Source organism: Bradyrhizobium genosp. L, from assembly GCF_015624485.1.
Lineage (GTDB): Bacteria > Pseudomonadota > Alphaproteobacteria > Rhizobiales > Xanthobacteraceae > Bradyrhizobium.
On sequence record NZ_CP061378.1, the window covers coordinates 6025011 to 6039148 of the forward strand.

Below are 14138 nucleotides of genomic sequence, written 5' to 3' on the forward strand. Positions count from 1 at the left end.
ATGCTGCACGAGCCCGAACGACAATCATGTAACCAATTTATTTCTGTCATGTTCGATCGCTAAGAGTCCGTTGGGCGCCCGGGGATCGATCGTCTCGACAATCTGGAACTTCAGCCAGTCACAAGCGAAGGGCTTCATGCAACGCGTAAGCATACTCGGCCGCCGCCCGGCGATCCGTGGCGGCCTTGGTGCGGCATTCGTCCTGATGTCGCTGGGATTGCTCGCGTCCTGCAATTCCGCGACCGTCGGCGAGAGCGTGGATGCGTCCCAGCTCGACATCACCGATAAGGTTCGCTCGCTGGATCTGTCGCCGAAGCAGCCGCAACAGACAGGTGGCGTCGCAACCGCCGCCGGCCAGAGCGGCACGGTTCGCGCGGCGATGTATGAAGGCTCCGAGGTGACGGCCGTGTCCGACGAGCGGCCGCAGCCATCGTCCAGCGGCCAGGGATTCGACCTCAACTTCGAGAACACGCCGGTCGCGACCGTCGCCAAGGTCGTGCTCGGCGACATCCTGCATACCGGCTACACGATCGATCCACGGGTGCAGGGCACGGTCAGCCTGGTCTCGGTGCACCCGGTGCCGAAGTCGGACATGGTGTTCGTGCTGGAGAATGCGCTGCGGCTGAGCGGCGTCGTGCTACTGCACGACACCACCGGCTATCGCCTGACGCCGCTCGGCGACGCGGTCGGCGGCGGCCATGTCGACGCCGCGGCCGCCAATCCCGAAGCGGGCTTCGGCGTCTCGGTGGTTCCGTTACAATATGTGTCGGCGCAGACGCTGCTGAAGCTGACCGACAGCTTTGCCACGAGAGCCGGCGCCGTGCGCGCCGACACCGCGCGGAACCTGTTGCTGATCCAGGGCACCGGCGCCGAGCGCCGCAGCGCGGTCGACACCGTGCTGAGCTTCGATGTCGACTGGATGCGCGGCCAGTCGGTCGGCATCTTCCCGATCGCGAGCGGCCCGCCGGCGCCTTTGATCGCCGAGCTGGAGAAGATCGTCGATTCCGGCGAGAACGGCTTGAGCCAGAACCTGATCAAGTTCGTGCCGATCGCCCGCCTCAACGCGGTGATGGTGGTGAGCAAGAAGCCGGAGATGCTGCACACCGCCGCGACCTGGATCAAGCGGCTCGACCGCAACGACACCGCGCGAACCACCGTCCACGTCTACCGCGTCAAGTATGGCGACGCGCGCCAGATCGCGAAGGTGCTGACCGACATGTTCCTCGGCGGCTCGTCGTCCAGCCTGCTCGACAGTCCCGACAGCCAGCTCGCGCCGGGCTCCGGGAGCGCGTCGAGCTCAAGCGCCGATCGCCTGTCGCTGAACGGCAACAATTCGAGCTCGGGCACCAATGGCTTCGCATCCCGCAGCAGTCTCGGGACCAGCACGACTGCGGGCGGAATGAACGGCCAAGGCAACGGACTGGGCGGTGGGCAAGGCGGTGCCAACGTCAATCAGAACCAGGACAAGAACGCGGCGCTGGACAGCGGACACGGCTCGGGCGGCAACGGCCAGCCGATGATGCAGGACGTGCGGATCACGCCCGATGCCGTCAACAACAAGCTCCTGATCTATGCCGACCAGGCCAACTATCGCATCATCGAGGCGACGCTGCTGCAGATCGACGAGCCGCAAACCCAGGTCGCGATCGACGCCACGATCGCCGAGGTCACGCTGAACAACTCGCTGTCCTACGGCGTGCAAACCTATCTCACCAGCCAGAACCTCGGCCTGAAGCCGAACACCGGCTCGATCCTCAATACCCAGGCGACCGCGGCGCCGGCGACCACGACCGACGCGACCACAGGCGCCACCACCGTCGCGGGTTCGCTGACCAATGCCTTCATCAACCAGGCCTTCCCCGGCTTCAACTTCCTGATCGGAAACGCGACGCAGCCAAGCCTGATCCTGGATGCGTTGCACGCCGTCACCAGCGTCAAGGTGCTCTCCAACCCGTCGCTGGTCGTGATCAACAACCAGGTGGCGACGCTGCAGGTCGGCGACGTCGTGCCGGTGTCGACCGGCAGCGCGACCGTCCTGACCACCAGCAACACCGTGGTCAACACCATCGACTATCGCAACACCGGCATCATCCTGCGGGTCTCGCCGCGCGTCAGCGTCGACGGCACGGTGCGGCTCGACATCGAGCAGGAGATCTCCAACGTGCCGCAGACCAGCGCCAACAGCCTGACGCCGACGGTGTCGGAGCGGCGGGTCAAGAGCCAGATCTCGGTCGCCAACGGCCAGACCGTGCTGCTGGCCGGCCTGATCAGCGAGCAGCAGAGCGGCACCCGCAACGCCATTCCGGTGATCGACCAGATCCCCGGTCTTGGCGACGCCTTCGGACATCAAAGCAACGCCACCCAGCGTACCGAGCTGATCATCTTCATCCGCCCGCAGATCATCCGCAACGGATCCGACGCCCGCAATGTCGCCGAGGAGCTCCGCTCGCGCCTGCGCGGCAACATCGCCACGACGACCAGCAACCAGGCCGTGACCACCAGCATGCATTGAGCTGGGCCGCGAGCGACGGCCGATTTTCCAGGTCCAGCGCGGCCGATCGAAAAATCGGCTAGCCGGGACCCGGAATTCGGCGAGCCAGCACCGGATTCCGATGGCAAGAATGGGCAGAGATCGCCCACCGCCCCACGCTGGAGACCGTCGATGCCCCTGCGCAAGCACCGGATCAAGGGTTTGCTTAAACTGTCCTGCGCGCTGATCCTCTTGGTATTGGCGGCAAGACCGGCAGCGTCCGACGACCTGACGCAGGCTGGCGATCCGGCGTCGCTCGGCTTCTCGGCGGCGCGGTTGGCGCGGATCGCGCCCTGGTACCTGGCGCGCTTCGACAGCTTCCCGCCATCTGAGGGTCTCCTCCCCGGCGCCGTCATCGCCATCGCCAAGGGCGGCAAGCTGGCTTATCTGCAAGCGATCGGATTCCAGGACCGCGCCAAGACGATCCCGATGAAGACTAATTCGATCTTCTGGATCGCCTCGATGACCAAGCCGGTGACAAGCGTCGCCGCGATGATCCTGGTCGATGAGGGCAAGCTCGAACTCGATGCCCCCGTCGCCCGCTATCTGCCCGAGCTCGCCGAGATGCGGGTCGCATTCCAGAAGATCGATGCGAGCGGTAAGGCCGAATATGGCTCCGAACCGCCGAAACGAGCGATGACGGTTCGCGATCTGCTGCGTCACACCTCCGGCTTGATCTACCCGGAGCTCGACTTTGCCTATCCGGAACGCGGCCTCGCGAACCCGGCGGCGGAAGCCGGGATTCGCACCATCCACATGCTGTATGGCTGGAAGGCGGTGTTCCGACGCGATAAGACGCTGGCGGATTTCGTCTCCAGCCTGGCTGGTTTGCCGCTCGCCCATCAGCCCGGCGAGGTCCATGAATATGGCTGGAACGCCGACGTGCTGGGCCGGGTCGTCGAGGTGGCGTCCGGCCAGCCGCTCGACCAATTCCTGCAGAGCCGCATATTTGCGCCGCTGCAAATGGTCGACACCGGCTTTGACGTGCCGAAGGAGAAGCTCGACCGTTTGGTCGATTCGCCGATGCCGCAACGGCCGCCGATCTGGGACGTGTCACGACACCACCAAAACTGTTTTCCGGCGGCGGCGGGCTGGTTTCGACCGCGCCCGACTATGTCCGCTTCTGCCAGATGCTCTTGAATGGCGGCGAGCTCGATAGCGTACGCGTGCTCAGCGCGGAAGCGGTGAAGCAGATGACGACCAATGCGCTGCCGCCGGATGTCCGCATCTTCGGCGGCGACGAGGTCGGCAGCCGCGCCGGGACGACCTTCGGGCTCGGCTTCGGCATTCGGACTGATCCTGTCCATGGCTGGATCCCGGGCGCGCCCGGGAGCTTTTCGTGGGCCGGATATTGGGGCACCTATTTCTGGGTCGATCCCGCCGAAAGATTGATCGGCGTGCAGATGATCCAGGCGACGCCGGGCAGCAAGGCGCGCGGAGCATTGGTGTCGCGTGGGATCAATCATCTGACCTATGGCGCATTGGCGATCCCTGCGCTGTCCTCCTCTCCGGCGGCACCGATAACCTTGAGCCCCGAGGCGCTTGCCGAATATGCCGGGACCTATGATTTCGGCGGTACGGTGAGCGCGCGCGACAGGCAGGGCCTGGCCGATGGCAAGAACGGTTGGCTTGGCATCGAGGCTTTTGTCGGCATGGGGGAGGATGGCTTGAAGATCAACAAGCCGACGCCGGGCAGTCCTGCGACCAAGGCCGGCGTGACGGCAGGTGACGTCATCACCGAACTCGACGGCGGGCCGCTCAAGGGCCTGCCGCTCGCCGATGTGTTGGCCAGGCTGCGCGGCGCGGCCAACACCGCGGTCAGGATGAAGATCGTCCATGGGGGGCAGGATGGCGCAAGCGAGCTCAGCGTGGTGCGAGCCGCCTACCGGGTCAATGTCGTCCAGCTTCAGCTTCGCGTCGAACAAGGCAAGCTCGTCGCGGAAGCGACGGGGACCTGGCCGATCCTCGAATTCGAGAAGAGCAAGGTCGTGCCGCTGGTGGCAACATCGAGCAACGAATTCATCGTGGACGACGACGATCACACCCGGATCGCCTTCGTCAGGGATGCGGCGGGCAAGGTCTCCGGGCTGACATTGAATCCCGGAGCCTGGGAGCAGAACGCGGCGCTGCTCGCGCCGGCGGCGAAATAGGCGATCCGCCATCCGGATCGTCGACTACCCGACTGCGATCCGCCTCAGCCGATCGAGAGGCCGCTGCGCATGATTTGCTCGAGCCATGCCGCAAAGCGCGGATGCCGCGCAAACCGGCCTTGCAGCGTCATCAATTCCTGCTGGAACACCGGCAGCGACAGAACTCTTTCAATGTCGGGCTCCCTGATCTTCCAGATCGCCGGCGGAATGAAGCCATGCACATAGAGCTCATAGAGCTCGAAGATCGAGTGGATCACTTCATGCACGATCCGGCGATCCTCGAACGTCAGCTCCGAGGCGGCGGACGCGTCGAGGAATGCGCTGATCGGCAGCCGGCGCCGCAGATCGGAAATGCGGTCGGAATATCTGAGGAAGATATCGGCGCCGAGCCGCCGGTTGTTGGTGTGCAACGCGGTGTAGATCGCCGTGACGCCGACCATGATGGTCCCGAGCGTCATGAATTTGAGGATATGGTCGAGCACCGCCATGTCTCCTTTCGGCCCCGTTGCCGGATCACGCGGAAAGCCGCAAGCGATCCCAGCCAAGCATCTTCATGCCGGAGACAGGCGGCTGTTGTCGAGACGGTGCATCCCGACACGCTCGGCGTCGTCCCTGCGAAAGGCCCCATAACCGCCGAAGGTCATTGTTGCGCGGCGCTGCAACGACGATCCCGTTCACAACATCCGCCGCAGCGTATGGGTGTCTGCTTTCGCAGGGACGACAGCTTTGTGGGCGGCGCCGGCGTCGTTCAGCTGGCGGCCGGCGCCGTCAGCGCAAGCTGCTGCTTCACGCTCGGGCGCGCCTGCATCCTTGCGTACCAATCGCGCAGCGCGGCGCACTCGGTCGGCACCGGCAGCTTCACCAGCGCGGCGAAGATCAGGCCTGCGATGACCGTGATGTCGGCCATCGAGAACGCCGCACCGGCGATGAATGGCTGGTCTTGCAGAACCCCGTCGAAATAGCGCATCCCCCGCACCGCCTTGTCGCGCTGGCGCAAGCCCCATTCGGCGTTCTGATAGATCTCGACGTCGGGCCCGAGCCCTGGCGTGCCGTGGTGGAAATAGGTGCTGATGGCGTCGAGCAGCTCCAGCTCGGCGCGCTTGTTCATCATGTGGATCACGCCCTTGTCGCGCGGCGTGCGGCCGGTCAGCACAGGCGTACCGTCGAGCGCGTCCAGATATTCGGTGATCGCCGTGCACTCGGCGATGAATGTGCCGTCGTCGAGTTCGAGCACGGGCAGCGTGCCCGAGTAGTTCTTGGCGAGGAAGTCGGGCCTCTTGTGCTCGCCCTTGCGCAGACTGACGGTGACGAACGCAACCTCGGACTGCAGGTTTTTCTCCGACAGCGCGATCCGGACGCGGGCCGGATATGGACCGGTTGGCCAGTCGTGAATCTTCATCATTTGCCTTCCTTCTCTACCTATCACTTGGTAGGTCGTGATTAGAGCTTCAAATCCGGACGGTCAAGGCCTATCTATCGGTTGGTAGAGAGTCGCGAAGTAATGAGGATCCCGGCGTGAGCATAAGTTCCAAGGAAGCGATCCTGGCCGCGGCCAAACGGACCGCGCAGGCACGCGGCTATGGCGGGCTCAACTTTCGCGATCTCGCCGATGAGGTGGGCATCAAGGCCGCGAGCATCTACCATCACTTCCCGAGCAAGGCCGAGCTCGGCGCCGCAGTGGCGCGGCGGTACTGGATGGACACCGCGGCGGCACTCGAGGCGATGCTGGCCGAAGCCTCGGATCCCCTCGACTGCGTCAGGCGCTATCCCGACGTCTTTCGCAAGGCGCTGGCGAACGGCAATCGGATGTGCCTGAGCAGCTTCATGTCCGCGGAATATGACGACCTGCCGGACGCGGTGAAAACCGAGGTACAGGCCTTTGCCGACATCAACGTGGTATGGCTGAGCAGGGTTCTCTCCACGTCGGGGATCGTCGGTCCCAGGCAAAGCGAAGCGCGGGCGTGTGCCATCTTCGCCGCCGTCGCCGGCGCGCAACTGATGGCGCGAAGCCGCGCGGACATCGCACTCTACGACACGTTGATCGAAAGCTATCGCGTGGCGGGGCTGCTGCCGCGATGACCGTTACGATGTCTTGATCGGGCAGCGCGCGATCGCCTTCAGCTCGCTCTCCATCTTGGCACGTGTGATGGCGACGAGCCGCGAAGCCAGATCGGCCTGCGCGCCCTGCGAATCGACCGGCAAACATGCGATCAGTTCGGCATTTGCCGGTGACACGCCGCTCAGCGCTCCGCAAATGCCGGCCGCCATGCAGGCGATGGTATCGGCATCGCGGCCGAAATTGGCGCCGAGGCTGGCGGCCAATCGCGGATCGCCCTTGGCAAGGTGAACGATCGCGAGCGCGGCAGGAACCGTTTCGCGGCTGTCGCAGGCAATCCGCTGACGGAATGTCGCGTGATAGCGCTCGCGGAATGTCCGGTAGTCGGCGGCCTGATCGGCAAGTTCCAGTGCGGCTGCGATCAGAGCGAGCATGTCCCGGCCGCTCCATGGCTTCAGGTGAGCGGTCGACGCTGCGAGAACCGACCCGACCGTCGCCTCCGGCATCAGCGCTTCAGCGACCGCGGCGGCGATCGCTGCAGCACCGTCTTGGCAGAATGCAACGTCCGTCACGTGGAGCAGGCTTGCGATCTCCATGGCCTGCACGGCCGCGGCGCGCGGATTGCCGGCATTCACGATACCGACCGGCGCGATCGCCATCGCGGCGCTCGAGCTCGGCATCGTGCCCGCCGCAACCGTGCGCGGCAAATAGCCGTGACGCAGCTTGGCGGCCGCGTGCAGCACGGACGGAAAGAAACGCCCGACCTTGCTGCCGAAGATCATGCTGTGCCGATCGCGCCATTCCTCGGCCCAATGATCCGCATCGGCATAGCCGCCGGTCCGGATCAGCGCGAACGCGATCAGATCGCGCATGATGGTGTCGTCGGTCCCATCGCCTTCGAACGAATCCACCCAGCAGAAGCGCGCCTCGATCTCCGCCGGCTCGAGATTTTCGGTCGGCGTGCCCATGGCGTCGCCGATCACGCCGAACGCGAGGCACGCAAGGACGTGGGCTTCAAACCGGCTGGAGCTATTGGCTTCCATGACTTGTCCTCAAAGCGGAGAAATATGGACCGCTTGCGCCGCGATCGATCCGGTATCGACGACGAGACCGATTGCCCCGCCCGTCAGCGGCAGCCTGCTCTCGTCGCGCACCGAGAACGCCAGGCGGCCGTCGATGAAAGCCTCGATCTCGACGCCGTGCAGGCGAAGCTCCAAGGCATATGGCCGGTCCAACTGCCAGGCGAAGCGGTCACTCGCGAGGATGGTCTCGTCATGGTCGCGCTTGACGAGGCTGACGCGGCCGCCATCGACGTCGTTGAACAGCAGCGCGTAGTAGCGCTCGCGCCCTTGCAGGCGAGCGGCAAGACCCCATCCCCTGGCGAGCAGCGGCGTGACCTCCGACCTGACGGAATAGTCACGCCATCCCCGCGAGCCTTGCGAGATGAAGCCGATGCCTTCGCCGTTACTGACGCGCAGTCCTTCCCAGCGAGTCTGGAACTGACCGGCATTGTTTACCCAGGCATGCTTCCACATCGTGCTCAGATTGTCGTCCGGCCGATAGAGGCTGGTCTCGGGCGCGCCGGACCAGGTGAGATAATCGAGATAGACCGAGCCGTCGACGCCGAGCGGCGTTTCGGCTTCCAGTTCGAGCCCGATCTCGAAGATCGGATAGCCGTGCGTGTCCGGAATCCGCCAGCGCAGCACCGCCTCGTTGCCGGACCACAATGACTGCCGCTCGCCGAAGATCGGAACGAGTTGATCGCGCGTGTCATAGACACTGGCGTAGAGACGCACCGCAACGTGCTCGATATCTTGACTGGCCTCGACCCTGGCTTCGACGATCTGTCCGGAATGCAGCGTGGGACAGGCCAGGAGCTGATAGATCGGCATCGTGAAGACGTCCTTGTCGAAGAACGTCGGCGTCGCAACCCGCGCCACCCGCCCCGGCGCCAGGCGCCGGAAGCCGATCGCGAGGCTGCGGCGGCCATCGCGGCTGTGGCCTTCGACATTTTCGAGTTCGACGCAATGCAGATGCGCCGGCGCGTCCGACTTGGCGGAAAATCCCTGCAGGCTGCCTGGGAAATCGAAATTGAAGCGCGTGCCATTCTTTGCTGGCACGTAGCCGCGCGATCCCGCGAGTCTGTGCCCGGCCTGGATCAGCGCATTGGCCTCGATCACGGCATCGGTGATCGAGCCACCGCCATCCGCCGTCGACACATACATCCGGTCGGCGACCGGGGTGCGGAAATCGGGGCCGGCGTCGATGCCGGCAAGCCCCGTCCTGATACCGAACAGGCAGCCGACATTGCCGGCGTTACAATCGGTGTCCCAGCCGGCGGTGTTGGCGATGCGCATCGCATCCTGAAAGCTGTCGCCGCCATAGAGCGTCGCCAGGATGATGAGGGCGTGATTGGGAACGACATGGCAATTGCCGTTGAACTTGTCATAGCCGTAACGCTCGGCAATCAGCGCCCGCGTCCGCTCCCAATCCTTGCCGTTGTCGCCGGCATGCCATCCGCGCACGTCCTCGACCACGCGCCGGATCAGGCAATCGGCCGGCACGAATCCGAGACCCACATCCAGCAGCCTTCCGACATCGCTCTCGACAAAGGCCTGTGCCTCCATCGCCGCCAGCAATTTCGCGGCATGGACGGATTCGCCGTCGTGGCTGACCCGTCCCGCCTGCTCGGCAAGATACGCCGCCTGCTCGGGATTGCCGGGGCTCACCATCGCCCAACCATCGATGAAGATCTGCGCGCCGATCTGCTCGGCGACGGTCTTGCCGTTCAGCTCGATCGACCCGCTGCGTGGCGCCGGAATGCCGGATTTCAGCCGCTGATAGGCCGTATGCTCCGTCGAGTTGCCGATGCCGCCCCACCACAACACCGAGCGATCCTCGACGATGTAGTTGAGCCAGGTGTTGCCGATCTGCTTCGACGTCAGGCGCTCGGGATAGTCGCAATCGGCCAGTGCACGCGGAAAGGCGAAGGTCCCCGAGACATCGTCGTCGGTGACGACGAGATGATGCGAACGCAGCGCGACGTCCCGCCGCTCGTTGACGTAGTAATTGATCGGACCGAGCTCCCGCATGATCCGCTCGTAGGTCCATCCTTCGAACGGGCGTCCGAGATAGACGCCGATCAACTTGCCGAGCACGCCGGCATAGACGCGTTCGGCATAATCATCTGGTATCCGAGGCACGTCACACTCCCCTCGCCCGCGGCGCTAGACCGACGAACGCTTCACGATTTCAAATTTCAGCTCGCGGCTTTGACCGCGCGGCTTCAGGCCGCCCGGCTGCAATCTTTCGAGCAGCGTGCGCGCCGCGAGCGCGCCGAGGTCGAATTCCGGTTGACGGACCGTGGTCAGGCCCAGGAGGTTGGCGGCCGGGATGTCATCGAAGCCAACGATCGCGATGTCGCCGGGGATCGACAGGCCGGCGCCGCGCGCGCAGACCATCGCACCGATCGCCAGCATATCGTTGGCACCGAACACGGCGGTCGGACGATCCGGCCCCCGCGCCAGGATTTCGCTCATCGCACGCGCGCCGGACTCTTCCGAATAGCGACTGTCGGTGACGACATCCGGCACGAGACCGGCCTCACGCATCACCGCGGCATAACCGAGCGCACGCTGCCGGCTCGGCCCGACTTCCGCAAGGATCATGGCGATGCGCCGATGCCCGCTTGCGATCAGATATCGCGTCATGGCGGCGGAGGCCTCGGCGTTGTCGATATAGACACTGTCGATCGGCAGATCGCCGCGCGGCTTGAGCCGGCTCTCGAGCCGGACGATCGGAACGCTCTGCCCGGCGAGCGTCGCGAGTTGCGGAACGCGCAAATGAAAGAACGTACCGACCACGCCATCGGCGCGGCCCTGCAATAGCCAGCTCAGCGCCCGCGCCTCGCCGTCCTCGCGCCCGTCGGTGTCGAACATCAGCACGTCATAACCGGCGGGCGCGGCGACCGACTGCACGCCCCGCACCAGCCCCGGATAGAACGGGTTGGTGATGTCTGGAACGACGCAGGCAAGCGCCATGGTGCGGGCGCGGCGCAGCATCCGCGCCGGATGGTGTGGCTGATATCCCATCTCGCCGGCGAGCTTGAGAATGCGCGCCCGCGTCGCCTCCGGGACGGACGGCGTCTCCGCCTTGTTGATCACCAGCGACACCGCGGCCTGCGACACGCCGGCCGCCAGCGCAATGTCCTTTTGTGTGGTGCGCGGATTGAAGCGCGCCCTGCTCCCGCCGCGCGGTGTCTGGGTTGACGATCTCATCTCGTTTAATTATACGTATTACTAACGGAACTTCAACAAGCATAAAGCCGTCGTTCCCGGGGAAAAGAGGAAGCGCCGCCATGACAGTGACCAGACGCCAGATCGTTGCTGCCCTGCCCGCTGCCGCGCTCGCGGCGAGCCTCCCGCGCGCGCCGGCCCGGGCTGAGGGCGAGCGCACGACGGTGACCTTCTGGTTCGCGCAGGCCAACTCTGATGGCCAGGCGGCGCTGCGCACCGATCTCGTCGACGCCTTCAACGCCTCGCAGGACAAGTATCTGCTGCAGCTCGAGGTGAAGGGCGCGGCGGTCAACAATCTCCTGAAGGTCGCGCTGCTCGCCGGCAACGGCCCGGACATCGTGCAAACGTCGGGTCCCTCCTATCTCACTGCGATCGCCAATGCCGGCCAGGTGCTGCCGCTCGACGAGTTCGCGGCAAAGTACAAATGGAAGGAGCGCTTCCTGCCGGCGCTGCTCAACACCGGCGTCTACGGCGGCAAGCTCTACGCTTTGCCGCGCGATTACGAATCCATGCACATGTTCTACAATAAGCAGCTGTTCAGCGAGAACGGCTGGAAGGTTCCGACCAACCGCGCAGAGTTCGAAAGCGTCGCGGATGCCGCGCTGGCCAAGGGCGTCACGCCGATCAGCGCCGGCAATGCCGACTGGAAGGGTGTCAACGAATGGCTGATGACGGCGTTCTTCAACAACGTCGCCGGTCCCGATAATGTCCGCAAAGCGCTCGGCGGCGAGCTGCCGTGGACGGCGCCGCCCTTTCTCGAAGCCGTCGACCTCTCGAAGGCCTGGTACGGCAAGGGCTATTTCGGAAAGAACTACCTTTCCCTGACCAACGAGCAGAGCTTTCTCCAGGTGGTGAACGGCAAGGCTGCGATGGCGTTCAACGGCACCTGGTCGTTCGGCACCAAGTCCTACGGCATGTCGAAGCCCGACACGGTGATGGACGTGGTTCCGATCCCCGGCCTGAGCGACAAGGTGACCGAGCCGCTGCTGCATCTCGCTTGCGGTGCCACGCTTTCGATCGCGAAGAACTCGCCGAATGCAGAAGGCGCAGCCGCCGTGTTCGAGTTCATGCTGTCGCGGAATTTCTACCAGACCATGAACCGCGATTGGCCCGGCAAATGGGCGTTGCCGGTAAAAGACCTTCCGCCCGATCTTCTGCAGGGCATCGGCTATCCGCTGTTCGAGAAGACCATTGCCAGCCTGCACGACGCCTTCAGCAGAGGACGCTTCGGCTTCACCACCTGGACCTTCTGGCCGAACGCTGCGAACAGCTATGTCATCGAGGGCATCGAGCAGGTCTGGCTCAACCGGATCACCACCGACGCCTTCCTCAACCGCCTGCAGACGGTGTTCGCCCAGGAGTTCAAGGACGGAAAGGTGCCGCCGCTGCCTCCACGCATGATGTGAGCCGCAGAATGTGGCTGTTCGCGTTGCCCGCGCTGCTCATCAATGTCTGCATCATCCTGATCCCGGCGCTGCTGACGCTGATGGCCGCGTTCTTTTTCTGGGATGGCGTGGGCACGCCGGTATGGGCCGGGCTCGCGAACTTCCAGAGCCTGTTCGACGATCCCGTGTTCTGGACCGCGCTGACCAACAACTTCATCTGGACCGCGATCTTTCTGATCGTGCCGATGTGTCTGGCCGTGGTGATGGCGGCGGCGCTGATGATCGTCCCCTCCTCCCGTATCGTGGTGCAGTCCGTCATCTTCCTGCCGCGGATCCTCGCCGCCGCCATCACCGGCCGCGTCTTCCAGGGCATGATCTTCAGCCCCGTGACGGGATTGCTCGGCTGGCTCAATAATCACGGACTTTCGATCTCGGACCCGCTCGCCGATCCCGACCGCTCGCTGTATGCCGTCGCCGCGGTCGACATCTGGCATTGGTGGGGCTTTCTCGCGGTAGTGTATTTCGCCGCGATGCGACAGATCAGCGTCGATCAGATCGAGGCCGCCCGTCTCGACGGCGCCGGCTTTTTCGCGCTGCTGCGCTATGTGCTGCTGCCCGGCATCCGACCGACGCTGGCACTGATGATGATCCTCACCGTGATCTGGTCGTTCCAGGTCTTCGAGTTCATCTACATCGTGACCCAGGGAGGTCCAGCGAACGGCAGCGAGGTGCTGGCCACGCTGGCCTATCGTCAGGCCTTCTTCGCCGGCGATGTTGGAAAGGCGACGGCGGCGGCCTGCGTGATGAGCCTGTTCGGCCTGTGCGCGACGGCGGCGTATCTCTGGCTGCAAGGCCGCGACAGCGCGCACGCCGCATGACGGAAAGCCGCCTGAACCGGACGCTCTGCCTGGCATTGATCGGCCTCGCGTCCTTCACGTCGCTGCTGCCGATCTTGCTCGCGGTGATGAACGCGCTGAAGACGACGGTGGAGATCAGCACCAATCCACTGGCGCCACCCCACCAGCTGCACTGGGAGAATTTCACCGCAGCCTGGAACAATGCAGCGCTTGGACCGAGCCTGCTGCACAGCGCCGAGGTCGCAGGCCTCACCATCGTCATGGTTTGCGCCACCGCTGCGCCTTGCGCCTACGTGCTGGCCCGCCAGCGCGGCCGCGGCTTCCGCCTGCTCACCTTCTATTTCATGGCCTCGATCACCGTCCCGGTGCAGCTCTATCTCTATCCGCTGTATTTCATCTTCGCCAAGCTCGGCCTGGTCAACTCGATCCCCGCGGTGGCGCTGATCTACACGGCAATGTTTTCGCCGTTCGCGATCTTCCTGCTACGCACCTATGTGGTCGCAATTCCCTATGCGCTGGAGGAAGCCGCGGAGGTCGACGGCGCAACGGCGTGGCAGAAATTCTACCATGTCATGCTGCCGATGATGCGGCCAGGGCTTTTGACCGTTGCGATCATCGTCGGCCTCAACGCCTGGAACGAATTCGTCATCGCGGTGACGTTCCTGCAGAACGACAGCAACGTCACGGCGATCGTGAAATTCTATAATCTGACCGGACAGTACTCGACCGATTGGGGCGAGATGCTGGCCGCAGCGGTGACCATCGCGCTGCCGGTCGTGCTGGTCTTCGTGCTGCTACAGCGCCGCTTCATCGACGGCATGACGGCCGGCGCGGTCAAGTCATAGCCGCTCGCCGGCGTTCAGGT

Annotated in this window: 11 protein-coding genes and 1 pseudogene; 7 read left to right on the forward strand and 5 right to left on the reverse strand. The window is 64.5% G+C overall.

Annotated features, from left to right (window positions below):
• Nucleotides 1-136 precede the first annotated feature (136 nt).
• The 3 genes and pseudogenes from gspD (at nucleotide 137) to IC762_RS35690 (ending at nucleotide 4680) form a co-directional block, all read left to right on the forward strand.
• The gene (gspD, locus tag IC762_RS28640) at nucleotides 137-2512 is read left to right on the forward strand and encodes a type II secretion system secretin GspD (protein WP_195785515.1); all 2376 of its coding nucleotides are present in this window, start codon (nucleotides 137-139) and stop codon (nucleotides 2510-2512) included.
• Nucleotides 2513-2662: 150 nt separating this feature from the next.
• Nucleotides 2663-3897, forward strand: a pseudogene (locus IC762_RS35370) (serine hydrolase domain-containing protein); the annotation flags it as partial.
• Between the two features lie 285 nt (nucleotides 3898-4182).
• The gene (locus IC762_RS35690) at nucleotides 4183-4680 is read left to right on the forward strand and encodes a S41 family peptidase (RefSeq protein WP_246801705.1); all 498 of its coding nucleotides are present in this window, start codon (nucleotides 4183-4185) and stop codon (nucleotides 4678-4680) included.
• Nucleotides 4681-4724: 44 nt separating this feature from the next.
• On the opposite strand, the gene IC762_RS28650 is transcribed toward IC762_RS35690, so the two are convergent.
• Nucleotides 4725-5168, reverse strand: coding sequence for a hypothetical protein (locus IC762_RS28650; RefSeq protein WP_195785516.1), 444 nt, complete (start codon nucleotides 5166-5168; stop codon nucleotides 4725-4727).
• Between the two features lie 260 nt (nucleotides 5169-5428).
• The gene (locus tag IC762_RS28655; RefSeq protein ID WP_195790327.1) at nucleotides 5429-6079 is read right to left on the reverse strand and encodes a glutathione S-transferase; all 651 of its coding nucleotides are present in this window, start codon (nucleotides 6077-6079) and stop codon (nucleotides 5429-5431) included.
• Nucleotides 6080-6195: 116 nt separating this feature from the next.
• Between IC762_RS28655 and IC762_RS28660 the strand changes: the two genes are divergently transcribed.
• A complete protein-coding gene (locus tag IC762_RS28660) occupies nucleotides 6196-6759 on the forward strand; it encodes a TetR/AcrR family transcriptional regulator (protein WP_195785517.1) in 564 nt (187 codons plus the stop codon).
• 3 nt (nucleotides 6760-6762) lie between these two features.
• On the opposite strand, the gene IC762_RS28665 is transcribed toward IC762_RS28660, so the two are convergent.
• The 3 genes from IC762_RS28665 to IC762_RS28675 are packed head-to-tail and all read right to left on the reverse strand — an operon-like array spanning nucleotide 6763 to nucleotide 11013.
• Entirely contained in the window at nucleotides 6763-7779 is a 1017-nt protein-coding gene (locus IC762_RS28665) for an ADP-ribosylglycohydrolase family protein (RefSeq protein WP_195785518.1), read from the reverse strand.
• A 9-nt stretch (nucleotides 7780-7788) separates the two neighbouring features.
• Entirely contained in the window at nucleotides 7789-9939 is a 2151-nt protein-coding gene (locus tag IC762_RS28670) for an ADP-ribosylglycohydrolase family protein (protein WP_195785519.1), read from the reverse strand.
• A gap of 24 nt (nucleotides 9940-9963) precedes the next feature.
• Nucleotides 9964-11013, reverse strand: a complete 1050-nt coding sequence (locus tag IC762_RS28675) for a LacI family DNA-binding transcriptional regulator (RefSeq protein ID WP_195785520.1) — start codon at nucleotides 11011-11013, stop codon at nucleotides 9964-9966.
• An 80-nt stretch (nucleotides 11014-11093) separates the two neighbouring features.
• On the opposite strand from IC762_RS28675, the gene IC762_RS28680 reads away from it, so the two are divergent.
• Genes IC762_RS28680 through IC762_RS28690 form a run of 3 tightly spaced genes read left to right on the forward strand, consistent with a single transcriptional unit; the run spans nucleotide 11094 to nucleotide 14118 of the window.
• Nucleotides 11094-12437, forward strand: a complete 1344-nt coding sequence (locus tag IC762_RS28680; protein WP_195785521.1) for an ABC transporter substrate-binding protein — start codon at nucleotides 11094-11096, stop codon at nucleotides 12435-12437.
• Nucleotides 12438-12445: 8 nt separating this feature from the next.
• A complete protein-coding gene (locus tag IC762_RS28685; RefSeq protein WP_195785522.1) occupies nucleotides 12446-13294 on the forward strand; it encodes a carbohydrate ABC transporter permease in 849 nt (282 codons plus the stop codon).
• A complete protein-coding gene (locus tag IC762_RS28690) occupies nucleotides 13291-14118 on the forward strand; it encodes a carbohydrate ABC transporter permease (protein WP_195785523.1) in 828 nt (275 codons plus the stop codon). The genes IC762_RS28685 and IC762_RS28690 overlap by 4 nt, the downstream gene beginning before the upstream one ends.
• The last annotated feature ends 20 nt before the right edge of the window (nucleotides 14119-14138 follow it).

Excerpts from the sequence above, each read along its gene's own strand:
- gspD (WP_195785515.1), top strand. The coding sequence starts at position 137 with ATGCAACGCGTAAGCATACTCGGCCGCCGCCCGGCGATCCGTGGCGGC.
- IC762_RS35690 (WP_246801705.1), top strand. The coding sequence starts at position 4,183 with ATGGGGGAGGATGGCTTGAAGATCAACAAGCCGACGCCGGGCAGTCCT.
- IC762_RS28650 (WP_195785516.1), bottom strand. The coding sequence starts at position 5,168 with ATGGCGGTGCTCGACCATATCCTCAAATTCATGACGCTCGGGACCATC.
- IC762_RS28655 (WP_195790327.1), bottom strand. The coding sequence starts at position 6,079 with ATGAAGATTCACGACTGGCCAACCGGTCCATATCCGGCCCGCGTCCGG.
- IC762_RS28665 (WP_195785518.1), bottom strand. The coding sequence starts at position 7,779 with ATGGAAGCCAATAGCTCCAGCCGGTTTGAAGCCCACGTCCTTGCGTGC.
- IC762_RS28675 (WP_195785520.1), bottom strand. The coding sequence starts at position 11,013 with ATGAGATCGTCAACCCAGACACCGCGCGGCGGGAGCAGGGCGCGCTTC.
- IC762_RS28680 (WP_195785521.1), top strand. The coding sequence starts at position 11,094 with ATGACAGTGACCAGACGCCAGATCGTTGCTGCCCTGCCCGCTGCCGCG.
- IC762_RS28685 (WP_195785522.1), top strand. The coding sequence starts at position 12,446 with ATGTGGCTGTTCGCGTTGCCCGCGCTGCTCATCAATGTCTGCATCATC.
- IC762_RS28690 (WP_195785523.1), top strand. The coding sequence starts at position 13,291 with ATGACGGAAAGCCGCCTGAACCGGACGCTCTGCCTGGCATTGATCGGC.